Origin of the sequence: Paraburkholderia sp. J76 (assembly GCF_905220295.1) — a bacterium.
Taxonomy (GTDB): domain Bacteria; phylum Pseudomonadota; class Gammaproteobacteria; order Burkholderiales; family Burkholderiaceae; genus Paraburkholderia.
On the sequence record NZ_CAJMZJ010000006.1, the window covers coordinates 112,269 to 135,235 of the forward strand.

At 64.9% G+C, this 22,967-nt stretch carries 21 protein-coding genes; 10 read left to right on the forward strand and 11 right to left on the reverse strand.

The annotated features are described in order from the left end of the window. Nucleotides 1-53: 53 nt before the first annotated feature. The 4 genes from U5768_RS13670 to U5768_RS13685 all read right to left on the reverse strand — a co-directional run bounded on the left by U5768_RS13670 (nt 54) and on the right by U5768_RS13685 (nt 4,194). On the reverse strand, nt 54-1,496 hold the full coding sequence (locus U5768_RS13670) for an aspartate aminotransferase family protein (protein WP_322030935.1): 1,443 nt from the start codon (nt 1,494-1,496) through the stop codon (nt 54-56). A gap of 19 nt (nt 1,497-1,515) precedes the next feature. Further along, the gene (locus U5768_RS13675) at nt 1,516-2,850 is read right to left on the reverse strand and encodes a glutamine synthetase family protein (RefSeq protein WP_322030936.1); all 1,335 of its coding nucleotides are present in this window, start codon (nt 2,848-2,850) and stop codon (nt 1,516-1,518) included. A gap of 31 nt (nt 2,851-2,881) precedes the next feature. Next, nucleotides 2,882-3,691, reverse strand: coding sequence for a gamma-glutamyl-gamma-aminobutyrate hydrolase family protein (locus tag U5768_RS13680; RefSeq protein ID WP_322030937.1), 810 nt, complete (start codon nt 3,689-3,691; stop codon nt 2,882-2,884). 278 nt (nt 3,692-3,969) lie between these two features. Beyond that, nucleotides 3,970-4,194, reverse strand: coding sequence for a hypothetical protein (locus tag U5768_RS13685; protein ID WP_322030938.1), 225 nt, complete (start codon nt 4,192-4,194; stop codon nt 3,970-3,972). A gap of 445 nt (nt 4,195-4,639) precedes the next feature. On the opposite strand from U5768_RS13685, the gene U5768_RS13690 reads away from it, so the two are divergent. Both U5768_RS13690 and U5768_RS13695 read left to right on the forward strand, forming a co-directional pair. Further along, nucleotides 4,640-5,191 (forward strand): cupin domain-containing protein, encoded by a 552-nt coding sequence (locus U5768_RS13690; protein WP_322030939.1) that lies wholly within the window; start codon nt 4,640-4,642, stop codon nt 5,189-5,191. 79 nt (nt 5,192-5,270) lie between these two features. Next, nucleotides 5,271-6,761 (forward strand): aldehyde dehydrogenase, encoded by a 1,491-nt coding sequence (locus tag U5768_RS13695; protein ID WP_322030940.1) that lies wholly within the window; start codon nt 5,271-5,273, stop codon nt 6,759-6,761. A gap of 9 nt (nt 6,762-6,770) precedes the next feature. On the opposite strand, the gene U5768_RS13700 is transcribed toward U5768_RS13695, so the two are convergent. Beyond that, nucleotides 6,771-7,226 (reverse strand): MarR family transcriptional regulator, encoded by a 456-nt coding sequence (locus tag U5768_RS13700; protein WP_322030941.1) that lies wholly within the window; start codon nt 7,224-7,226, stop codon nt 6,771-6,773. 256 nt (nt 7,227-7,482) lie between these two features. On the opposite strand from U5768_RS13700, the gene U5768_RS13705 reads away from it, so the two are divergent. The 3 genes from U5768_RS13705 (at nt 7,483) to U5768_RS13715 (ending at nt 10,247) form a co-directional block, all read left to right on the forward strand. Next, on the forward strand, nt 7,483-8,970 hold the full coding sequence (locus tag U5768_RS13705) for a DHA2 family efflux MFS transporter permease subunit (protein ID WP_322031182.1): 1,488 nt from the start codon (nt 7,483-7,485) through the stop codon (nt 8,968-8,970). A gap of 69 nt (nt 8,971-9,039) precedes the next feature. Continuing rightward, the gene (locus U5768_RS13710) at nt 9,040-9,981 is read left to right on the forward strand and encodes an AEC family transporter (protein ID WP_322030942.1); all 942 of its coding nucleotides are present in this window, start codon (nt 9,040-9,042) and stop codon (nt 9,979-9,981) included. Nucleotides 9,982-10,043: 62 nt separating this feature from the next. Beyond that, nucleotides 10,044-10,247 carry a glycine zipper 2TM domain-containing protein gene (locus U5768_RS13715; RefSeq protein ID WP_322030943.1) on the forward strand — a complete coding sequence of 68 codons (204 nt, stop codon included), beginning with the start codon at nt 10,044-10,046 and terminating at the stop codon, nt 10,245-10,247. 80 nt (nt 10,248-10,327) lie between these two features. Here the strand turns inward: U5768_RS13715 and U5768_RS13720 are convergent, their stop codons facing one another. The 3 genes from U5768_RS13720 to U5768_RS13730 form a co-directional block, all read right to left on the reverse strand. Then, nucleotides 10,328-11,173: a carbohydrate ABC transporter permease gene (locus tag U5768_RS13720; RefSeq protein ID WP_322030944.1), complete on the reverse strand. Its 846-nt coding sequence runs from the start codon at nt 11,171-11,173 to the stop codon at nt 10,328-10,330. After that, complete coding sequence (locus U5768_RS13725) at nt 11,170-12,075, reverse strand: sugar ABC transporter permease (RefSeq protein ID WP_322030945.1); 906 nt, start codon at nt 12,073-12,075, stop codon at nt 11,170-11,172. Before U5768_RS13725 ends, U5768_RS13720 begins: the two co-directional genes overlap by 4 nt. A 205-nt stretch (nt 12,076-12,280) precedes the next feature. Continuing rightward, on the reverse strand, nt 12,281-13,513 hold the full coding sequence (locus U5768_RS13730; RefSeq protein ID WP_322030946.1) for a sugar ABC transporter substrate-binding protein: 1,233 nt from the start codon (nt 13,511-13,513) through the stop codon (nt 12,281-12,283). A 349-nt stretch (nt 13,514-13,862) separates the two neighbouring features. Between U5768_RS13730 and U5768_RS13735 the strand changes: the two genes are divergently transcribed. The 3 genes from U5768_RS13735 to U5768_RS13745 all read left to right on the forward strand — a co-directional run bounded on the left by U5768_RS13735 (nt 13,863) and on the right by U5768_RS13745 (nt 16,732). Beyond that, nucleotides 13,863-14,645, forward strand: coding sequence for an SDR family oxidoreductase (locus U5768_RS13735; RefSeq protein WP_322030947.1), 783 nt, complete (start codon nt 13,863-13,865; stop codon nt 14,643-14,645). A gap of 52 nt (nt 14,646-14,697) precedes the next feature. Continuing rightward, complete coding sequence (locus tag U5768_RS13740; protein ID WP_322030948.1) at nt 14,698-15,759, forward strand: sn-glycerol-3-phosphate ABC transporter ATP-binding protein UgpC; 1,062 nt, start codon at nt 14,698-14,700, stop codon at nt 15,757-15,759. Nucleotides 15,760-15,820: 61 nt separating this feature from the next. Then, on the forward strand, nt 15,821-16,732 hold the full coding sequence (locus tag U5768_RS13745; protein WP_322030949.1) for a MurR/RpiR family transcriptional regulator: 912 nt from the start codon (nt 15,821-15,823) through the stop codon (nt 16,730-16,732). Between the two features lie 3 nt (nt 16,733-16,735). Here U5768_RS13745 and U5768_RS13750 read toward each other — a convergent pair whose 3' ends face one another. From U5768_RS13750 to U5768_RS13760, 3 genes are read right to left on the reverse strand one after another with little or no spacing between them, the layout of a single operon-like run. Next, nucleotides 16,736-18,190 (reverse strand): cytochrome P450, encoded by a 1,455-nt coding sequence (locus U5768_RS13750; RefSeq protein ID WP_322030950.1) that lies wholly within the window; start codon nt 18,188-18,190, stop codon nt 16,736-16,738. A 26-nt stretch (nt 18,191-18,216) separates the two neighbouring features. Then, a complete protein-coding gene (locus tag U5768_RS13755; RefSeq protein WP_322030951.1) occupies nt 18,217-19,098 on the reverse strand; it encodes an IclR family transcriptional regulator in 882 nt (293 codons plus the stop codon). Continuing rightward, entirely contained in the window at nt 19,086-19,964 is an 879-nt protein-coding gene (locus U5768_RS13760; protein WP_322030952.1) for an IclR family transcriptional regulator, read from the reverse strand. The genes U5768_RS13755 and U5768_RS13760 overlap by 13 nt, the downstream gene beginning before the upstream one ends. A gap of 284 nt (nt 19,965-20,248) precedes the next feature. Between U5768_RS13760 and U5768_RS13765 the strand changes: the two genes are divergently transcribed. Together U5768_RS13765 and U5768_RS13770 are read left to right on the forward strand one after the other, a co-directional pair. Beyond that, entirely contained in the window at nt 20,249-21,208 is a 960-nt protein-coding gene (locus U5768_RS13765) for an MBL fold metallo-hydrolase (protein ID WP_254320125.1), read from the forward strand. A 37-nt stretch (nt 21,209-21,245) separates the two neighbouring features. Then, nucleotides 21,246-22,958 (forward strand): FAD-dependent oxidoreductase, encoded by a 1,713-nt coding sequence (locus U5768_RS13770; protein ID WP_322030953.1) that lies wholly within the window; start codon nt 21,246-21,248, stop codon nt 22,956-22,958. Nucleotides 22,959-22,967 lie beyond the last annotated feature (9 nt).

Below are 22,967 nucleotides of genomic sequence, written 5' to 3' on the forward strand. Positions count from 1 at the left end.
GACCGGCGGGAGGCGCAGCACCCCGTTGTGCCGCCCGCCGTGGACAAGTCGCGTTAAGAAAGACCCAGTTGTTGCGCGGTTGCGTCGATGGCATTTTTCGCCTTCGACACGATTTCATCGATCTCGCCGCGCGTGATCACGAGCGGCGGCGAGAGCAGCATGCGGTCGCCCGTGGCGCGCATGATGAGGTTGCCGTTGAAGCAGAAGTCGCGGCAGAGCGTGCCCACGTCGCCGCCATTTGCGAAGCGCTTGCGCGCCTTCGGATCTTCGGCGAGCTGCAGGCCGGCCACGAGACCGGCGCCCGAAATGTCGCCGACAATCGGATGATTGGCGAAGGTCTCGCGCAGGCGTTGCTGGAAGTACGGACCGGTGTCGTTCTTCACGCGCGCGACAATGCCCTCGTCGCGCAGCAGCCTGAGGTTCGCTACGGCCACGGCGGCCGCGACGGGATGCCCCGAATACGTGAGGCCGTGATTGAACTCGCCGTTCTCGATCAGCGCCTTCGCCACGCGCTCGTGAATGCCCACCGCTCCCATCGGCACATAGCCGCTCGTGAGGCCCTTGGCCATGGTGATGAGATCGGGCTCGAAGCCGAAGTGCTGATGCGCGAACCATTCGCCGGTGCGCCCAAAGCCGCCGATCACTTCGTCGGCGCAAAGCAGGATGTCGTACTTGCGGCAAATGCGCTGAATTTCCGGCCAGTAGGTCGAGGGCGGAAAAATCACGCCGCCCGCGCCCTGGAACGGCTCGCCGATGAAGGCGGCCACGTTCTCCGCACCCACTTCGAGAATTTTCGCTTCGAGTTGCTGTGCGCGCGCGAGGCCGAACTCCTCCGGCGTGATGTTGCCTTGCGCTTCGCCGTAAAAGTATGGCTGGTCGATGTGCACGATGTTCCCGACTTTCGAAGGCATTTGCTCGTGCATGTAGCCCATGCCGCCAAGCGAGCCGCCCGCGATGGTCGAACCGTGATAGGCATTCCTGCGCGAGATGACGACCTTCTTCGAGGGCTTGCCTTGCGTGAGCCAGTACTGATGCACGATGCGCAGCACCGTGTCGTTGCCTTCGGAGCCGCTGTTGCAATAGAAGAAGTGATTGAACGGCTCGGGCGAAAGCTGCGCGAGCAGCGCCGACAATTCGATGATCGGGGGGTGCGTGGTCTTGAAGAACGTGTTGTAGAAGGGCAGTTCCTGCATTTGCTCATAGGCGGCGTCGGCCAGTTCCTTGCGGCCATAGCCCACGTTCACGCACCAGAGTCCGGCCATGCCGTCGATAATCAGGTTTCCTTCGGAGTCCCACAGATACACGCCCTTCGCCTTCACGATCACGCGGCTGCCCGTCTGGTTGAGCGAGCCCATGTCCGAAAACGGGTGAATATGATGCGCGGCGTCGAGCGCGCGGTATTCGCTCGTCGAGCGCGTCGCGCGGGTGGATTGGGCGCGCAGCGTCGTCGGCACTTCCTGAAGCGCGCTGGCGGGGGCGTCGATTCGATAGCTCATTGCTGTGTCTCCTTTCGTTTTACACGTGCAGCAGCAGGTGCTTGCGTTCCCACGAACTGATCACGCGGAAATACGCTTCGTATTCGGTTTCCTTGAGCGCGAGGTACGCCCGCACGAACTTTTCGCCGAGGATGCCCATGAGCGGTTCGCTCGCGCTCATCAGCGTGAGGCCTTCTTCCAGGTTGCGCGGCAACTGGTACGGCAGCGAATAGCCGTCGCTCACGAGCGGCTCGGTGGGCTTGAGATGCTGCGTCATGCCGAGATAACCGGCGGCCAGCGTCGCGGCGATCGCGAGGTACGGGTTGGTGTCCACGCCCGGAATGCGGTTCTCCACGCGTCGCGCGGCCGGTGACGAATACGGCACGCGAAAGCCCACAGTTCGGTTGTCGTAGCCCCATGCCACGTTGATCGGCGCGGCCATGAAGCGCGAAAGGCGGCGATACGAATTGATGTACGGCGCGAAGATCGGCATGAGCGCGGGCGTGTACTTCTGCTGTCCGGCTATATACGCGTAGAACATGTCCGTCGGCTTGCCGTCCGTACCTGTGAAGAGGTTCTGGCCGCTTTCCTCCGAGACGAGGCTCTGATGGATGTGCATGGCTGAACCCGGCTCGTTCTCCATGGGCTTCGCCATGAACGTGGCGTACATGTGGTGGCGCAGCGCCGCTTCGCGCACCGTGCGCTTGAAGAGAAACACGCGGTCGGCGAGATTGAGCGGATCGCCGTGCAGGAAGTTGATTTCCATCTGCGCCGCGCCCACTTCGTGAATGAGCGTATCCACTTCGAGGTCCTGAATTTCGCAGTACTCGTAGATGTCCTCGAAGAGCGGGTCGAATTCGTTCACCGCTTCGATCGAATAGGCCTGGCGCCCCGTTTCCGGGCGGCCCGTACGGCCGATAGGCGGCGCGAGCGGGATATCGGGGTCCTTGTTCATATCGACGAGATAGAACTCGAGTTCCGGCGCGATGACCGGCTTCCAGCCTTTCGCGGCATACAGATCGAGCACGCGGCGCAGCACGCGGCGCGGGGAGATTTCCACGGGCGTGCCGTCGAAATGCACGCAGTCGTGAATCACCTGTGCGGTGGGATCGACAGCCCACGGAATGATGCGGATGGTGGACGGGTCGGGCACGCACACCATGTCGGGATCGGTGACGCCGGTGAGGCTGCCGTCTTCGGGGTAATCGCCCGTCACGGTCTGGATCATCACGGCTTGCGGCAGACGCATCGCCTCGCCCGATTCGAACTTGCTGCGCGGAATGATCTTGCCGCGCGCAATGCCCGCCATGTCGGGGATGATTGCTTCGATTTCGGTGATGCGATGCTTTTTCAGAAATTCGTCGATTTCATGCATGATCGTTCTCTCTGTTCTGTATGGGCCGGCGTCAGGCGTGGGCGGCGAGCGGCGCATGCGCCGCGTCGTGTCCGGCCCCGCCCGGTATTCGGGCCAGCATGCGGTTGCGGCAGGCATCGCCGAACGCCTGGAAGATGGCGGTGGACAGCGCGTCGCTCGCGTGTTTCCACTCGGGGTGCCATTGCACGCCGAGCGCGAAACTGGGTGAGTTCGCCACGCTCACGGCTTCGATGAGGCCGTCGGGTGCGAATGCTTCGGGCACGAGGCCCGCTCCCAGCCGTTCGATGCCCTGACCGTGCAGTGAATTCACGCGTGCTTCGCGTACGCCACCCGCGAGCCGTTGCAGCAAAGCGCCTTCCACGAGCTTCAACGCGTGCACCGGGCCGTATTGCGTGTCGAGCGGATCGTTCTTGTTCTCGCGATGGTCGTCGTAGCGCGCGACGTTGTGCACCTGCTGATGCAACGTGCCGCCGAACACCACGTTCATTTCCTGGAAGCCGCGGCAGATGGCGAGCACCGGCACGCCGGCTTCGATCGCGGCGCGCATGAGCGGCAGCGTCGTGGCGTCGCGAGCGGGGTCGTGCAGTGTGCTGCTCTCGCTTGCCGGGCCGCCGTAGCGATGCGGCTCGACGTTCGAATAGCTGCCCGTGAAAAGCAGTCCATCCACGGCTTCGAGAATGTCGGACGCGGCCTGCCGCTCGCCGAGCGCGGGCACGACGAATGCCAGCGCGCCTGCGCCGTCTACCGCTGCCGTGAGGTACTTCTCGCCCGCGACGTGCGACGCGTGCGGTCCCATCATCGTGCGGTCGGCGGTGAGGCCAACTAATGGTCTGTTTCGCATGACTAATGATTTGCCTGATTGCCCGTGCAGGACATCCCGATGCGACGGGCGTGACATGACCTTGCAGCCTTGCGGACGCAAAACTACAAACCTTGTGTGCTCCGCGGCAGCGACGCTAACGAATGGCGCTGCGCGTGGAGATCATGTAGGCGGTGCGTTTTCTGCCGGTGTGAGGCGCGATGGTGTTCAGGCGTGCGCGGCCACATCGTGATGGCGCGACGAGACACCTCGCGAACAAACCACGGCGAAGAAAACGAACGGCGCGAGAAGGGGAGGCGCTAGGGCAGGAGCGACGCGACTTCGTCCGTGTGGACGGCAATGAAGGCGCGTGCGGAGACGGCGTTATGACGCCGGACAGAGCGGCGGGAAAGGATCGTGAAGACGGACAGGAACAGGCGAGAGGCAAGCCTGCCGCTACTGCCGTCGGCGATGGCGGCGCAGTCACTGCGAAGACACCTCGCATGACTACGATCCCACCTCACCAGAGGGCCACGGACTCTCACAATAACACTCGACTGGTTGCGTTAAAAAAGACGTCTGATTAAAGCATTCGAGGTCGTCAATTTGAGTAACGTATTAAACATTGAGCGACATCGATGTATTGCTTTCCAAACTCAGCCGACTTGCTATGTTTCTCGCATAAAACGCGGTTTTTGCGACGCAACGCGACAGAAACAATGCTGTGTTCGACCTGTAGTCCAGCATATACGAGCCAAAAAGGGCGTCAATTATTTTTTCAAGTTTTTGATGTCAGCACTTTCCCCGAGTGCCCTGTGAAATAGCACGCTGTGCGAAATATCGGCTCCTGCACTTATATTTCGAATAACTTACACGGGTTTCCACTGACGCAAAATAAAGCAAACTGATTAGAATATTCAACACATTCGTCCTACCCTCTACACGCGGTCATTCTGTCAACGGTTCCTCATCGTGCCCGAGTCTGCCTCTGTGTCATCCGAAGTCGCCACCCGCCTGCGCTACGTTCGCAAGCGCTATGGCCTGTCGCAGCGTGAACTCGCCAAGCGCGCGGGCGTGACCAATGGCGCGATCTCGCTGATCGAGCAAAGTCGCGTCAGTCCCTCGGTGGGCTCGCTCAAGAAGCTGCTCGAATGCATTCCCATGAGCCTCGCCGAATTCTTCACGTTCGATCTGACCGAAGGCACCGAAATCGTGTCGCGGCGGGGCGAAATGCCGAACCTCGGCAACGAGTCGATCGAGTTCTATCTGGCCGGCGCGAACATGAAGGACCGCAATATGGGCATCATGCGCGAGGTCTATCAGCCGCTTGCCGACACCGGCCCCGAAATGCTCGTGCATGCGGGGCACGAAGGCGGCGTGGTGGTCGCCGGGCAACTTGAGCTGACCGTGGACGGCACGACCTGGCTGCTCGACCCCGGGGACAGCTACTACTTCGAAAGCCGCTTCCCGCACCGGTTTCGCAATCCCAGCGCGAACGAAGTCTGCGAGGTGGTGTCGGCCAATTCGCCGCCCACTTTCTGACTCCCTCGTCGCGCGAATCCGTTCGCCTCGCACCGCATTGCGACGTGCAAGGTGGATGGCAAATCATTGAGGCATCCTCATGGAAAAGAAAACTCTCGCTTACTGGCAGGACAAGGCCGCGACGCTTTCGATCGAAGGCCGCGCATACATCGACGGCGCGTATCGCGACGCGTATTCGGGCCGCACCTTCGACTGCGTGAGCCCGATCGACGGCCGCGTGCTCGTTAGCGTGGCCGATTGCGGCGCCGCCGATGTCGACGCCGCGGTGGGCGCCGCGCGCCGCGCGTTCGACGAAGGCGTATGGGCAGGCCTGAATCCGCGTGCGCGCAAGGCCGTTCTGTTGCGCTGGGCCGCGCTCATGCGCGAGCATCTCGACGAACTCGCGCTGCTCGAAACGCTCGATGCCGGCAAGCCCATTGGCGACACGACAACGGTGGACGTGCCGGGCGCGGCCTACTGCGTGGAATGGTTCGCTGAAGCCATCGACAAGGTGGGCGGCGAAGTCGTGCCCGCCGATCATCATCTCGTGGGCCTCGTCACGCGCGAACCGATCGGCGTGGTGGCAGCGATCGTACCGTGGAATTTCCCGATCCTGATGGCCTCGTGGAAGTTCGGCCCCGCGCTCGCGGCGGGCAACAGCGTCGTGCTCAAGCCTTCGGAGAAATCGCCGCTCACGGCAATTCGCGTGGCGCAACTGGCGCACGAGGCCGGCATTCCGGCGGGCGTGTTCAACGTGCTGCCGGGCGGCGGCGAGCCGGGCAAGCTGCTCGGCCTGCATCGCGACGTGGACTGCATTGCGTTCACGGGATCGACGAACGTGGGCAAGCAGATCATGCAGTACGCGGGTCAGTCGAATCTTAAGCGCGTATGGCTCGAACTCGGCGGCAAATCGCCCAATATCGTGCTGCGCGATTGCCCCGATCTCGACCGCGCGGCCAGCGCGGCGGCGGGCGCGATTTTCTACAACATGGGGGAGATGTGCACCGCGGGCTCGCGCCTGCTTGTGCATCACGAGATCAAGGACGTGTTCCTCGCGAAGCTCGTCGAGGCCGCGAAGGCCTATAAGCCTGGGAATCCTCTCGATCCCGATGTGTCGATGGGCGCGATCATCGACAAGGTCCAACTGGAACGGGTGCTGGGCTATATCGAAGCCGGCCGCAAGGATTCGAAGCTGCTGACGGGCGGCGAGCGCGTGAATGCGCAGGGCGGCGGCTTCTACGTGGAGCCCACGGTGTTCGACACGCATCACGACACGAAAATCGCGCGCGAGGAAATTTTCGGGCCGGTGCTTTCCGTCATCACGTTCAGCACGATCGACGAAGCGGTGCGCATTGCGAACGACAGCGACTACGGGCTCGCGGCAGCGGTGTGGACCGCGAACCTCACGCATGCGCATGAAATTTCGCGCAGGCTGCGTGCGGGCACGGTGTGGGTGAACTGCTACGACGAAGGCGGCGACATGAACTTCCCGTTCGGCGGCTTCAAGGAATCCGGCAACGGTCGCGACAAGTCGTTGCACGCGCTCGAAAAGTACACGGAACTCAAGTCCACGCTGGTACGGCTGCGCTGATCAGACCGTTTAGCGTTCCACCAGCGCGCCGAGATTGGCGCGCACCCGCTGAAGCATCGCACTGAACTGCGCGGCTTCTTCAGGCGTGAAGCCCGCCAGGGCTTCCGCCTGCACTTCGTCGCCCACCCGGCGTGCGCCCGTGAGCACGCCTTCCGCCTTGGGCGTGAGGCTCACCAGCCATTCGCGGCGGTCCTCCGGGTTGGGCGCTCGCTCGACCCAGCCGCCCTCTTCCATGCGTTCCAGCAGCCGCCCCGCGGAAATGGGCGCCACTTCCAGCAGTTCGGCGAGGCGCGCCTGGTTCATGTCGCCATAGTGCGCGAGGTACGCGATCATGCGGCACTGCGCGCGCGTGAGTTCGAGCGACGACTTCGCCAGCTCGTCGTAACGTTGGCCATAGAGTCGGCCCACGTCGACAACCAGGAAGCCAAAGCGTTTTTCGAGGTCGGTTTCGAGGTCGGTAGTCATCGCGCGATTATACGGGCGCGCGCCGCGGGGCTTCACATGCGTGTCCGCTCTCCCTCGATACCGATTGCGCCCACAGGCGCGAGTCGTATAATAAGCAGGCTTATTAATTCCGACGCGCTCCGCCCCCAATCACGAGAAACGCACTCGAAACGCACTCGAACCGCATGCAAACCGCACGATGACCGCAGTCATGCAGGACGGCTCCGCCGCGCAGCGTCGGGAGGAGCCGGGCAAGGAAGCCCCGCTCAATCGCGGCATGATCACGCTTTCGATCATGCTCGCCACGCTGATGCAGACGCTGGACAGCACGATCGCCAACGTCGCGCTGCCGCACATGCAGGGCACACTCTCCGCCTCCCAGGACGAGATTACCTGGGTGCTCACCTCGTACATCGTCGCTGCTGCCATTGCCACACCGCTCACGGGCTGGCTCGCGGACCGCTTTGGCGTGAAGCGGCTGCTCGGCGTGGCGATCGCCGGCTTCACCGTGGCCTCGGCGCTGTGCGGGCTTTCGGAAACGCTCGGCGAAATCGTCGCCTCGCGGCTGTTGCAGGGCGTGTTCGGCGCGTCGCTCGTGCCGCTCTCGCAGTCCATTCTTCTCGACATCAATCCGCGCGAGCGGCAGGGCCAGGCCATGGCCGTCTGGGGCATGGGCGTGATGGTCGGGCCCGTGCTGGGCCCCACGCTCGGCGGCTGGCTCACCGATAGCTACAACTGGCGCTGGGTGTTCTTCATCAACGTGCCGGTGGGCCTGTTCGCGTTCTTCGGCGTCTCGACTTTCATGCCCGCGCGTGAGCCTGGCCGCACACAGCGCTTCGACGTGTTCGGTTTCGCCACGCTCGCGCTCGCCATCGGCGCGCTGCAGGCCTTGCTCGATCGCGGCGAGCAACTCGACTGGTTCGGTTCGCTGGAGATCCGCGTCGAAGCGGTGGTTGCAGTCATCGCCTTCGCGTTTTTCATCGTGCATACGGCCACTTCGGGTCCCGGCACGTTCTTTCGCTATCAGTTGCTCAAGGACCGCAACTTCGCCACGGGTACGCTCTTTATCTTCGTGATCGGCGCGGTGCTCTACGCCACGCGCGCGCTGCTGCCGCCCATGCTGCAGAACCTCATGGGCTATCCGGTCGCGACCACGGGTCTCGTGACCGCGCCAAGCGGGGCGGGCACCATGGTCGCCATGCTGATAGCGGGGCGCATACTGAAACGCGTGGACGCGCGCATCATGCTGCTGTTCGGCTTCGTGGTGTCGGCGTACGCGTTGTGGCAGATGATGCAGTACACGCTCGTGCTTTCGCCTTCGGACATCGTGTGGCCGGGCGTGGTGCAGGGCTTTGGTCTCGGCTTCGTGTTCGTTCCGCTTTCCGCGCTGACTTTCTCGACGCTGACGCCGCAACTGCGCGCGGATGGTACGGCCACGTACAGCCTCATGCGCAATATCGGCAGCAGTATCGGCATTTCGATCGTGCAGACCTTCGTTACGCGCGGCACGCAGATCGCGCATTCGGACCTCGCCGCGAACATCACGCCGTTCAACCCGGCGGTTCAGCAGATGCTCGAAAACGGTTCGCGGTACGATCTTGCCGTGCTCAACCAGTCGATCACGCAGCAGGCGCAAATGATCGCGTATCTGAACGACTTCAAGATGATGTTCGTGGCGACGCTGCTCGTGATTCCGCTGCTCTTCCTGATCCGCACCGGCTCCAGCGCCGCTACCGTCGATACGAGTCACGCGGCGATGGACTAGAGAAACGTTTCGCCTTCCGTTTCACCCTGGCGCGCGGCACGTCCGCGCGCTTTGCATTCACGAATCCCGATGCTTTCTGCCGTTTCCATTCTCCTGCCGGTTTTCGGCCTCATTTTTGCGGGCTTCGCCTGCCGCCGCACGAATGTCCTCGGCCCCGCCGCGGCTTCCGAGTTGAACCGTTTCGTCGTCTGGCTCGCGCTGCCCGCGCTGCTCTTCGATATCCTTGCGCACGCAACGTGGCGCGAGTTGTATCAGCCCGCGTTCGTCGCGGCGTTCGGTCTTGCGGCGCTCGTGGTGTTCGCCGCCGTGGTGGGCGCGCGCGTGTTTCTCGGCCGCCCGCTTGCGGATGCGAGCATCGACGGTCTGGCCGCCGCGTATCCGAATACCGGCTACGTAGGCTTTCCGCTATGCATGATCGCGTTCGGGCCGGCGAGCCTCACGCCCACGACCATTGCGACGATTCTCGTGGTCTGCGTGCTGTTCGCCGTCGCCATCGTGCTGATCGAAACCGGGCTGCAAAGCGAGCGGCGTCCGCACCGGCTCGCCATCAAGGTCGTGCGCTCGCTCGTGCGCAATCCGCTGCTGGTTGCGCCGGCGCTGGGCGCGCTAGTCTCTGCCGCGCATGTCACGCTGCCCGCAAGCGCGGAGACCTTCCTCAAGCTGCTGGGCAGCGCGGCGAGCCCGTGCGCGCTCGTGAGCCTCGGGCTCTTTCTCGCCGAGCGCCGGACGAGGGGCGACGCGCCGCGCGAGTCGTCGTGGTGGCTCACGCTCTCGAAGCTCGTCGCGCAGCCGCTCGTCACATGGTGGCTGGCCGACCGCGTATTCGGGCTCTCCGGCCAGCTCGTGGAAATCGCGGTGCTGCTTGCGGCGCTGCCCACGGGCACCGGCCCGTTCATGCTGGCCGAGTACTACCGGCGCGAGGCGCACGTGACGTCGCGCACGATTCTGCATTCGACGCTCGGCTCGCTCGTTACCCTCACGCTGATCCTCCTGCATCTGCACCACGGCTAAAGCCGTCGCGGCACGAAGCTTGCTGACATGAGCGCCACTACCATGGATCAGGAGAATCGGCGATGAACTGGCTTCGACGCACTGGCGCGGCGCGCGCTGCACTCGTCCTCACCATCGTCGTCACTGCGGCAGGGACGGGGGCATGCACGCTGGGCGGCGCGGCCGCGGGCGGCTATGTCGGCAACCGGGCCACCGATGGCAGCACGGTCGGCACCGTGGGCGGCGCGGTGGCCGGCGGCGTGATCGGACACGAGCTGGGCAAGTAGAGTCGAGATAGCGCGGGGCGCGAAACAAAAACGACGGGCATGTGCCCGTCGCTTCTGTTTCGCCTCGAAATCAGGCGTCGTTACTTCACCGCGCCAAGCGCGAGCCCCTTCACCATGTAGCGCTGCAACCACGCGAACACCACGGAAACGGGCAGCGTGGCCGCCAGCGTCGCCGCCATGACGAGTTGCCATTCCACGGTGTACTTGCCTGCCACCATGTCGGTGACCTGCACGGTGAGCGTTTTGTTTTCGGGCGAGCGGATCAGCGTATAGACCACGGCGAATTCATTCCACGCGCTGATGAACGTGAAGATCGCCGTGACCACCACGGCGGGCACCGCGAGCGGCAGGAATACGCGGAACACGGCGCCCGTGCGGCTGCAGCCTTCGAGCCACGCCGATTCTTCCAGGTCGCGCGGCACGGTCTGGAAATACGACGAGAGCATCCACACGGCAAACGCAATGTTGAACGCCGCGTATGAAACGATCACGCCGATCTTCGAGTCGACGAGATTGCCGTCGCCGTACGGAATCATCGCGGCGAGCCGGAACAGGCCGACCACGAGCAAAATCGGCGAGAGCATCTGCGTGACGAGCAGGAACTGGCGGTAGACGCCGCGTCCGCGGAACGGGAAGCGCGCGAGCGCATAGGCGGCCGGCAGGCTCACGGCAAGCGCGAGCGCCGTGGAAAGACAGCTCACGATAATGCTGTTGCGCAGCGCGACGCCAAAGTTCGCGGCCTGCCACATGTCGACGTAGTTCTGCCAGCGCCACTGCATCGGCAGCCAGCGCGCCGGATACACGAACACTTCGGAAGCCGGCTTGAAGGAGGTGAAGAACATCACCGCGAACGGGAACAGCACGGCCAGGACGAGCGGCGAGAGCGCGAGCCAGCACCAGATCGAGCGTTTGAGTTTGCGGTTCATGCGAGGTCTCCTTCGGCGCTGCCGCGTTTTGCCTGCAAGCGCAGATAAACCACCGAGAACGCGAACAGAATGACGAGCATGACGAGCGAGACCGCAGCCGCTTCGCCTGGTCGTCCCAACCTGAAGCCGAGTTCGTAAAGGTACGTGACGAGAATATGCGTGCTGTCGTCGGGGCCGCCTTGCGTCATCACCCAGATGATCGGGAACGAGTTGAACACGTAGATCACGTTCAGCAGGATCGCCATATTGATGAACGGCTTGAGCAGCGGCAGCGTGAGCTGGCGAAACTGCTGCCAGGCGCTCGCGCCGTCGATGCGCGCGGCCTCGTAGATATCGCCCGGCACCGATGAAAGGCCGCCCAGCAGGATCGTCGTCGTGAACGGAATCGACACGAGTATGCCCACGCAGATCTCGACAGGGAACGCATACTCGGGCGTCGCGAGCCAGTGGATCGGCCCGGAAACGAGGCCGAGGCGCTGCAGCGTGACGTTGACCATGCCGTAGTCGTCGTTGAACGCCCAGCGCCAGACCACGGCCGTCATCGTGAGCGAGACGGACCACGGCAGCATGATGATCGTGCGTGCGATGCCGCGGCCGTAAAAGTCCTGGTTGAGCACGAGCGCGACCGGCACGGAAATCCCCACCGTGCCTACCACGACGAAGAACGTCCAGATCAGCGTGTTCTTCAGGGCGCTCATGAACACCGGATCGTCGAACACGTTATAGAAGTTCTGCAGCCCGCTGAAGCCGCGGATCTGCCCGAAGCGCGACACATCATGCAGCGACTGAAACACGATGTTGAAGATCGGATAGCTGATGATGAAGAGCGCGAGCACGAGGCTCGGCACGATCAGGAGCCAGGGCGCGCGGGGCGCGGAAACGGCGCGGGATTCTCGGCTCATGCGGGTTCTCGCGCGTGATCGGTCGGGGGCGTCGCCGGCCGCTGCTGTGGCGGGCGATGGCTTCAGGGGACCCGTAGTCATGTCGAATCGTCAGTGCTTCGAAACATCGGTTTTCAGGCGCTCCGGCGCGCGCCCGGAACTTCGGGCGCGCGCCGGTTTTGCCTGGTTTTGCCTTAAAGGCTGGCTTGCAGCGTGTTTGTCAAACTTACTTGCCGAGCGACTTGTTCGCTTCGGTGGCCGCCTGGTTCAGCGCGTCGGCGGGCTTGGCCTTGCCGAGGTAGATCGACTGCATCGCGTTGGTCACGGCCTTCGCGGTGTCTTCCCAGCCCGTCACGGTCGGCGCGAACTTCGCATGCGGCAGCAGCGCGATGAAGGCTTGCGTGTCCGGATTCTGGAACGCCGGGTCGCTCGCTTCGGCCTTCGTGGTCGGCAGGAAGCCTTCCGTGCTCGTGAACTGCACGCGCGGTTCCTTCGTGAACAGGTAGTCCAGGAACTTCCAGGCGCTCTTCTTCACCTTGGAGTTCTTGAACATCATGATCGAGTCGGTCACCGCATACGTTGCAGGCGTCGTCGCGACCGGGATCGGGTCGATGCCGTACTTGATGTTCGGTGCTTCCTTCTGCAACTGCTTGGCGAGGAACGGCGCCGAGATCATCATCGCCACGCGGCCCTGCTTGAAGAGGTTCTGCACGTCTTCACGGCTGTAGCCCGTCACGCCGGGTTGCGTGAGACCTTCGTCGATCATCGTCTTGTAGAGCGTCGCGGCCTTTACGCCGGCCGGCGAGTTGAACGCCGCCTTGCCGTCCTTGCCCACCACGTCGCCGCCATGGGTCCACAGCGCGTAGTAGAAATACACGTCGGTTTCGATTTCCTTGCCTTGCAGACCGAAGCCCGCAATGCCCTTCGCCTTCAGCTTCTTCGAGGCGTCGATCACGTCGTTCCAGGTCTTCGGACCGTTCGGATAGCCAACCGAAGCGAGCATGTCCTTGTTGTAGTACAGCGCGCGCGCCGATGCGGCGATCGGCAGGCCGTAGGTCTTGCCGTTGATCTGCCCCGGAGCCAGGAACGGGCCGATGAAGCGGGCCTTGAAGTTGGCGTCCATGTACGGGTCGAGCGGTTCGGCGATGTCGTCCTTCACGAAGTCGAGCAGCCAGCGCGTGCCGATGATGGCGAGGTCGGCGTTGGCGCCGCCGGAAATGTCCGTTTGCAGCTTCTGTTGCAGCGAGTCCCAGTTCACGTCTTCGATCTTGACCGTGATGCCGGGGTTGGCGGCCTCGAACTGCTTGGCCATTTTTTCGAAGTACGGGGCGGTGGCGTCGCTGTAGTGGGCGACGGTCACGCGGACCGTATCGGCATGCGCCGCGGCGGTGATGCCGGCGAACGTCAGCGCGACGGCGAGCTTGCCGAGCATGGTGGTTGCACGTGCCTGAAACGACATTCTCTCTCTCCTTGTCGATGGGCGTTGGCGCGTTAGCGCCTTGTCCCATCCCCTGCGGGGTTGTTGCTGCTGGTGGTTTTTCCTGCTTATGCCGCCGCCTTGACCCGGCTGCTGGGTTGCGTTGTTTGAAAAAATCCTACAGGATGAAAAAAATGTTGTCACCTGGTAATCTCGATATTGTTTCGAGCACCGAAATTTGCATAACATGCTGTAAAACAGGGGAAATTCATGCGCTGCAGCAGCGCGGGCAAACTCGGTATAAACCCGCATTAGAGCCACTGCGCACCATTCGTATGTAGGAAATTTTCAGGCCCGCGGGCATGACCGGCGGGCCGCGCGGAGAGTCGTTATGAGCCGGGTGGTGCTGGTGACGGGTGCGGGCGGCGGCATAGGCCGCGCGCTGTGCAAACGGTTTCTGGAAGCGGGAGACACGGTGCTCGCGCTCGACCGCGACGCGGCGCTTGTGCAACAGTTCGCGCACGAGCTGGGCGAAGCGCTCGCGGCGCGCCTCGAGGCGCTCGCCGCCGACGTGAGCGACGAGGCCGCCGTGACCGACGCCGTGGCGCGCGGCGTGGCGGCGCGCGGCCCGGTGGACGTAGCGGTGGCCAACGCGGGCGGCGCGCTCGGCACGACGCTCGCGCATACGGACGCCGCGAGCTGGCGGCGCGACGTCGACCTGAACCTGAACGGAACGTACTACACGGTCGAAGCCGTGCGCGCCTCGATGATCGAGCGCGGGCGCGGGGCGCTCGTGCTGATCGGCTCGGTGAACGGTCTTTCCGCGCTCGGCCACCCGGCGTACAGCGCCGCGAAGGCGGGTCTCGTGAGCTACACGAAGGCGCTTGCGATGGAGCTGGGGCCGCACGGCATACGCGCGAACATCGTGTGCCCGGGCACGGTGAAGACGCCCGCGTGGCGCGCGCGCGTCGAGCAGCATCCGAAAATATTCGAAGAACTAAGCAAATGGTATCCGCTTGGCGACGTGGCGACGCCGGAGGACATTGCCGACGCCGTGCAATTTCTCGCCTCGCCGCAAGCGCGCGTGATCACGGGTGTGGCGCTGCCCGTGGATGCGGGCCTCATGGCGGGCAACCGGCTGATGGCGAACGAGCTGACGCTCGATCCGTTCTGAGGCGCGCGCGCATCGCATCGACCTGAAAAGACTTCACGCAAACGAGGACAGCATGGCAGCGGTACAACTGAACGGCATCTACAAGCGCTATGGCGACACCCAGGTCGTGCACGGCGTCGATCTCGATATCGAAGACGGCGAGTTCGTCGTGCTCGTCGGCCCTTCGGGTTGCGGCAAGACCACGGTGATGCGCATGATCGCCGGTCTCGAAGACATCTCCGGCGGCGACCTCACGATCGGCGGCACGCGCGCGAACGCGCTGCCGCCGCAGCAGCGCAACATCTCGATGGTGTTCCAGAGCTACGCGCTCTATCCGCATCTCTCGGTGTACGACAACATCGCGTTCGGTCCGCGCATTCGCAAGGAGCGCGAGGACGGGTTCAAGCCGCGCATCGAGGCGGCCGCGAAAATGCTCAACCTGTCGAGCTACCTGGAGCGCCTGCCGCGCGCGCTGTCGGGCGGCCAGCGTCAGCGCGTCGCCATGGGTCGCGCCGTGGTGCGCGAGCCCTCGCTCTTCCTCTTCGACGAACCGCTTTCGAACCTCGACGCCAAGCTGCGCGTGCAGATGCGCACCGAGATCAAGGCGCTGCATCAGCGTTTGCGCAACACGGTGGTGTACGTCACGCACGACCAGATCGAGGCGATGACGATGGCCGACCGCATCGTCGTGATGAACGCGGGGCGCATCGAACAGATCGGCCGCCCGCTCGACCTTTACGACAGGCCGGGCAACCTGTTCGTGGCGAGCTTCCTCGGCTCGCCGTCGATGAACTTCGCCGAGGGCACGGTGATGAGCGACGCGCGCGGCACGGCGCTCGTGCTCGAAGACGGCGTGCGCATCCCGTTGCCGGAAGGCAAGGCGCAAGCCGGTGCGCGCGTGACGCTCGGCGTGCGGCCGGAGCATGTCGAGGCCGGCGGCGACGTGCCGTTCAACGTGGACGTGATCGAGCCGACTGGCGCGGAAACCCACTTGTACGGGAAAATAGGCGGTACGACATGGTGCGTCACCACGCGCGCGCGTCCGGACATCGCGCCGGGCCAGCGCATGACGCTGGGTTTGCCTTTGGCGCACCTGCATCTGTTCGATACTGAAAGCGGCAAGCGGCTCGATTGAAGCGGAAGCACGCATCGAAACTGGATAGCGGGCGCCTCGTATCATTCACGGGAAAAACAGCTTGCCGGTCTCCAACCTGATCCATCACATCCGCAACGTCGCGGAGTCGCTGCGTCCCGCTGAGCGCAAGGTCGCGGAGATGGTGCTTGCCGACATCGACTTCGCCATGCGCGCGAGCATCACCGAGCTTGCGTTGCGCGCGGACGTGTCCGAGCCCTCCGTCACGCGCTTTTGCCGCGCGGTGGGCGCGCACGGCCTGCGCGACTTCAAGATGCGGCTCGCGCAGAGCGCGGCGGGCAACGTGCCCTTCGCGCTCGCCACCGAGATGACCGGCGACGAGGCAAGCGGCGCGCAGTGGGCGGGCGAGGTCGGCACGCTGCTCGACAAGGTGACGGAGTCGGTCGTGCAGGGCGTGACGCATGCGCGCGCGTCGCTCGACACGGCCGTGTTCGAAGCCGCCGTGGCGGCGCTTTCCAGCGCGCGGCGCGTGTACTTTTTCGGCGTGGGTGCGGGCTCGGGGCTCGTGGCGCAAGATGCGGCGCTGCGTCTCCTGCGGCTCGACATTGCCGCGAGCGCATTCACGGATGCGCATTTGCAGCGCCTTTACGCGGCGCTGCTCGAACCGGGCGACGTGGCGTTCGCGATCTCGCAGTCGGGGCGCAGCGTCGAGGTGAACGAGAGCATTCAGATCGCGAAGGAGCGCGGCGCGACGACCATCGCGCTCACGAGTGCGGGTTCGCGTCTCGCGTGGGTGGTGGATATTCCGCTGCTGCTGCGCGTGCCCGCCGCGAGCGATGCACACGCGCCCGCCGTGGTGCGCATCGCGCATCTCGCGGTGCTCGATGCGCTCGCGCTGGGCGTGTCGCTCGGGCTCGGGCCCAAGGCGCTCGAAAAGGTGCGCGACGCGCAGGCGCGCAGCGATGGCGCGCCCGACGATACTTCGACGGTTGGCACGCCGGAAGACGGGCGTTGACGGCTAGCCCGGCGTGCTCGCGCCTTCGCGCCGCCTGATCCGCACCGGCATCGTGTCCGGCACCATCGTAAACGCCTGCACTTCCTGAATCTTCACGGGATCGATCGCCAGTTCGATCGTGAACGACTTCATCAGCATCGAGAGCGCGAGGCGCATTTCCACGGTCGCGAGATGGCGGCCCGGGCACACGCGCGGCCCCGCGCCGAATTGCAGATAAGCGCGGACGTCGTGCGCTTTTTCCTCATCGCCCTCGCGTTCGGTGCGCTTCATCCAGCGCCATGGATCGTAGCGCTGCGGATCGGCAAAATGCCTGGCGTCGAGCATGGCGGGACGCGCGACGAAGAACATGCGCGTGCCTTTGGGCAACGCCACGTTGTCCACCACCACGTCTTCCAGCGGCTCGAACGAATGCACGGACGCCACCGGCCGCAGGCGCGTCGCCTCGATGCAGATCGCCTCGAAAATATCGAGGTCTTTCAGCGTGGCGTAGTCGGGACATACCGTCGAATCGCCGAGCGCGCGCGAGGCCTCGTCGCCGAGATGCTGCTGCAAGGCCGTATCCGCGGCGAGGTAGGGCAGCGTCCAGGCAATGGAATCGGCGGTCGTGTCTTCGCCCGCGATCAGCAGCGTGAACACGTTCGCGCGGATCTGCGCGTCGCTCACGGACGCGGCGCCGTCTTGCGCCTGCTGCTGCGCGAGCATCGCTTCGAGCAGATTGCGCGGCGTTTCCGAAGGTTCGTCGCGCATGCGCTCGCGGGCGCGCGCCATCATCGCGTCGATATAGCTGTGCACCTCCTTCACCGAATGCTCGAGCTTGCGGTCCGCTGGCAGCTTCACATATCGCCAGTATGGAAAAAGCGCGTTGGTGCGCCTCATCACGCCCGGCAGGATGCGCTCCAGGTGCTCCTGAATCACGCCGTGATCGCGTTCGAGCGTACGCGGATCCTCGCCGAACGCGAGCGCGCTCGTCACGTCCACCGTGTAGCGCTTGAGGTCGTCGGTCATTTCAACCACGTCGCCGCGCTCGGCGGCGCGTTGCCAGCGCGTGTGAAGCCGCTGCGTGATGTCGGCCAGCGTGGGGTAGAACGCCTTGATGTTGGGTATCGATAGCGCCTGCATCACGAGCTTGCGCTGCGGCTCCCACGCCACGCCTTCCGCGGAGAAAAGCCCGTTGAAGCCCATCTCTTCGAATACCGCTTCGATCGGCTGATAGCGGCGAAAGCGATGCGGGCGCTCGCGCATGATCTGCTGGATCAGCTCGGTGTCGGTCCAGATCGTGATGGGGATGCCGCCCACCTGGAAGCGATAAGGCGCGCCGAGTTCGGCGGCCCATTGCTCGAGGATCAGATGCAGACGCGGCGGCGAAAGCTGCAGGAGATTGCCGAGCAGCGGCAGGCCGCGCGGGCAGGGCAGGTCGGCGATCTGGCGCAGCTTTTGTCCGGTCGAGGCCGTGCTCATGTAATCGTTCTCATGTTGTTGTCGGCTCATAGCGGCGCGGTCGCCGCGCCTTCCATGTAGCCGAAGCGCCGCGAGAGGCGCTCCGCCGCCGCGATCAGAAGCTGCGCTGGGGCGCCTTCGCGCGCGATGTCGAGGCTGCCCGAAGGCCCCATCACCGCGAGCACGAGGCACACGCTGCCCGTGTGGTCGAACACGGGCGCGGTCACGGTGCTGATGCCGGGAATGGGTTTGTCGAGCGCGGTGTCCACGCCCTCGGCGCGAATCGCGGCGAGCCGCGCGAGGTACGCGGGCGTCGCGCCTTCGCGCGGTTTCGCGCCAGCCAGCCGCAGTTCGTCCTGGGCGAGGAGCGCGGCGCGCACATCGTCGTCGACCCATGCGGCGAACACGCGTCCGATCGACGTGTTCACGAGCGACATGACCGTGCCGGGGCGCAGGCTCACGTGCAGCGGCAGCGCCGATTCTTCGAGACGCACGACGGTCGGGCCGAGCGGCCCCGGCACCGCGAGCGCGACGCTCATGGCGGTGGCGGCGGCGAGGCCGACCAGTTCGGCGTCGGCTTCGCGCACGGGTGAAAGGCGCGCCAGGCCGATCAGGCCGAGTTCGAGGCTCAGCGGTCCCGCTTCGTAGCGGCCCGCCGCGTCGCGGGCGAGCAGGCCGATTTTCTGGAGGCTCACGAGGTGCGGAAACGCCTTCGCGGGCGGCATGTTCGCGGCGGCGGCGAGGTCGCGCAGCGGCAAGGGCGTGCCGGCCGCGACGAGCGCGGCGAGCAGTTCGCCCGTGACGTCGAGCGACTGGATGCCGCGCTGCGGTTTGCCGGCTTCCGGTGCGGCTTCGGGCGCGGTATCGGGCGCGGCGCCGGCCGTTTCGCCGCTGTCGTCGCGCGGGGGCCTGGAGCTTACTCGGGGCATGTCGGTGTCGGTGTCGAAGGAAAAGCGGCCTCGGCGATTTCGGCGGCGGCGTCGCGCAGCGCGCGCACGACCGCGCCGTTCGCACGCACGTCGATCACGCCGCTCGCGCCGATGGCGGTGAGCATGAGGCTCGGTTCGCGCTGCGGCCCGAGCACGGGCACGCATACGCTGCTTACGCCTGGGCTGGGGGCGTCGATGGCGAGTTCGTAGCCGCGCGCGCGAATGACGTCGAGCGAGGCGAGGAAGGCGGCGTCGGGCGCGCTTTCCTGCGTCGCGCCGGCGGCGTTCGCGGTGTGGCTGGTGCCGCGCCACACCGGCTCCGCGCTTTGCGCGGCCCATGCGGTTTCGAGCGCTTCACGCCCGAGAAATGCGCAGAACGCGCGGCCTGTGGCCGTGGCCCGCAGCGACATCACGGTGCCCACGTGCAGGTTCACATGCAGCAGCAGGCTCGCGTGTTCATAGCGCACGATGGTTGGGCCCTGCGGCCCTGCAATGCAGAGCGCGACGCTGCAGTTAAGCGCCTGCGCGAGCGCGGCCGCGCGCGGCACGGCTTCGCGCAGCGCGGGCTGCTGCGCGAGATGCAAGAGGCCGAGGCGCAGCGCGAGCGGGCCGGGCTCATAGCGCCCCGAAAGCGCATCGCGCTTGATGAGCCCGAGGCGCGTGAGACTCACGAGATAGGCATGCGCCTGGCTCGACGGAATGTCGCCGCTCGCCGCGAGATCGGTGGCGCCAAGCGGCGCGCGCGCGTCGGCGAGGGCGCGCAGCAGCCGTCCGCCTACTTCCACGCTCTGAATGCCGCGTTGCGTGCGGGCCGCCGTCGCGCTGCTTTCCGGCGCGGACGCGGCGCTGTCGTTGCGACGTCTCATTGGCGCTTTTCTCTGGGTGAAAAAGGGTCCATGTTAACTGAAGGGCGGCGGCTGCAGGCATCCTCACGGGCGCGGCGCGCACGGTATAGAAATTAGCGTATGACGATGTAATTCGCTATTGACAAATAAAAACCGGAAGCCCAAGATGACTCCACCCCGGCATAACAGCGGTCCAGATTCAAACGGGGCGAGACACCCAGGGCTGGCGCCATGCGCGCCGGGCCCCTGCGCGCTTCGCTCCGTCCAGGCTTTTAGATCAGAGCCCCTCAATACGGAGACTCAACATGGCAAAGGCGTTCGCATCCCAGGCCGACCTCGAAGAGAAGAAGGTCACGTTCACGCAGCTTTCGGAAAACGCATACGCGTACACCACGGAAGGCGACCCGAACTCGGGCGTCATCATCGGCGACGACGGCGTGCTGATCGTCGACACCACGGCCACGCCCGCCATGGCGCAGGACCTAATCGCGAAGATCCGCACGGTGACGGACAAGCCCATCAAGTACGTCGTGCTCTCGCACTATCACGCGGTGCGTGTGCTGGGCGCTTCGGCGTATTTCAAGGAAGGCGCGCAGCAGATCATCGCGAGCCGCGGCACGTACGAAATGATCGTCGAGCGCGGCGAAGCCGACATGAAGTCGGAAATCGAGCGCTTCCCGCGCCTGTTCGCGGGCGTCGAAACGGTGCCTGGCCTCACCTGGCCCACGCTCGTGTTCGAGAAGGAAATCACGCTCTTTCTCGGCAAGCTCGAAGTGAAGATCGCGCATCTCGGCTCGGGGCACACGAAGGGCGACACCGTCGTGTGGCTGCCGCAGCAGAAGGTACTGTTCTCGGGCGATCTCGTCGAATACGACGCCGCGTGCTATTGCGGCGACGCCCAGCTTGCCGACTGGCCCGCCACGCTCGAAGCGCTGCGCTCGCTTGGCGCCGAAAAGCTCGTGCCGGGCCGCGGCCCCGCGCTGCTCAATCCCGCCGAAGTGAACAAGGGTCTCGACTACACGAAGGACTTCGTGACCACGCTGCTCGCGCAAGGCCGCGCCGCCGTGGCGCAGAAGCTCGACCTGAAGGGCGCGATGTCGCTCACGCGCGAGGCGATGGACCCGAAGTTCGGCCACGTGTTCATCTACGAGCACTGCCTGCCGTTCGACGTGACGCGCGCGTATGACGAGGCGAGCGGCATTACGCATCCGCGCATCTGGACGGCGCAGCGCGACAAGGAGATGTGGGACGCGCTGCAGGATTGAGAGAGGCAGCGCGCGACGACATGCAGGAGACAAAACGATGATCGACTATCAAACGCTGACCTTCGACTACGCGCGATGCAGCGAACAAACTCCGGACGCCGCCGCGTGCGTGCGTCCGGTCGTGGTGGTCGGCGCGGGGCCGGTGGGTCTCGCGACGGCCATCGACCTCGCGCAGCAAGGCGTGCAGGTGGTGCTCGTGGACGACGACTGCACGCTTTCCACGGGCTCGCGCGCCATCTGCTTTTCCAAGCGTTCGCTCGATATCTTCGACCGCCTCGGCTGCGGCGAGCGCATGGTCGAAAAGGGCGTGAGCTGGAACGTGGGCAAGGTGTTCCGCAAGGACGAACTCGTCTACACGTTTAATCTGCTGCCCGAGAGCGGTCATCATCGGCCGGCCTTCGTCAATCTTCAGCAGTACTACGTTGAAGGCTATCTGCTCGAACGCGCGCAGGCGTTTGCCAACCTCGAAATCCGCTGGAAGAACAAGGTGACGGGTGTGGCGCAGCACGGCGCGCCCGGCGAAAGCGATGCGCACGTCGTGCTCGAAATCGACACGCCCGACGGTCCGTACACGCTGCGCGCGCGCTACGTGGTGGCCGCCGACGGTTCGCGCAGCCCGCTGCGCAAGCTGCTCGGCCTCGACAGTCACGGCCGCACGTTCAAGGACCGCTTCCTGATCGCCGACGTGAAGATGGAGGCCGACTTCCCGACCGAACGCTGGTTCTGGTTCGATCCGCCATTCCATCCGAACCAGTCGGTGCTGCTGCATCGCCAGCCCGACAACGTGTGGCGCATCGACTTCCAGCTTGGCTGGGACGCCGACCCGGTGCTCGAAAAAACGCCCGAGCGCGTGATTCCGCGTGTGCGCGCATTGCTCGGCCCCGATGTGAAGTTCGAACTCGAGTGGGTGAGCATCTACACGTTTTCGTGCCTGCGCATGGACAGCTTTCGCCAGGGCAACGTGCTGTTCGCGGGCGACTCGGCGCATCTGGTTTCGCCGTTCGGCGCGCGCGGCGCGAACAGCGGCTTCCAGGACGGCGAGAACCTCGCATGGAAGCTCGCGATGGTGCTGGCGAACCACGCGCCCGACGCGCTGCTCGACACCTACGCGAGCGAGCGCGAATACGCCGCCGACGAAAACATCCGCAACTCCACGCGCTCGACCGATTTCATCACGCCCAAGAGCGCGGTGAGCCGCGTGTTCCGCGACGCCGTGCTCACGCTTGCCCGCGAACATGCATTCGCGCGGCAACTGGTGAATAGCGGGCGGCTTTCCGTGCCGGCGGTGCTGCGCGAATCGGTCTTGAACACGCCCGACGACGACATATTCCACGGCCAGATGGAACCGGGCGCTTCGTGCGCGGATGCCCCGGTGCTGAACGCAGCGGGCGACGAAAGCTGGCTGCTGGCGCATCTGGGCGACCGGTTCGCGGGCCTCGTGTTCAGCCGCGCGGGCTCGGCATTCGACACCGCGACGCTCGACACCCTGGAGGCGCTTGCGCGTTCGCCGGTGCCGCTCAAGTTCGTGGTGATGCTCGAAGGCGATGCGGCCGTGCCCGCGGGTTTGCCTGCGTCGACAGTGGTGTTGCGCGACGTGCAAGGGCTGGCTGCGCAGCGCTACGGCGCGCAGGAAGGGGCGTTCTATCTGATTCGTCCGGACCAGCACGTGAGCGCGCGCTGGCGGCGCGCCGACGCGGCGCGCGTGGAAAGCGCGCTCGGGCGGGCGCTGTGCGCCGAAGGCATGGCATAGGAGATGACG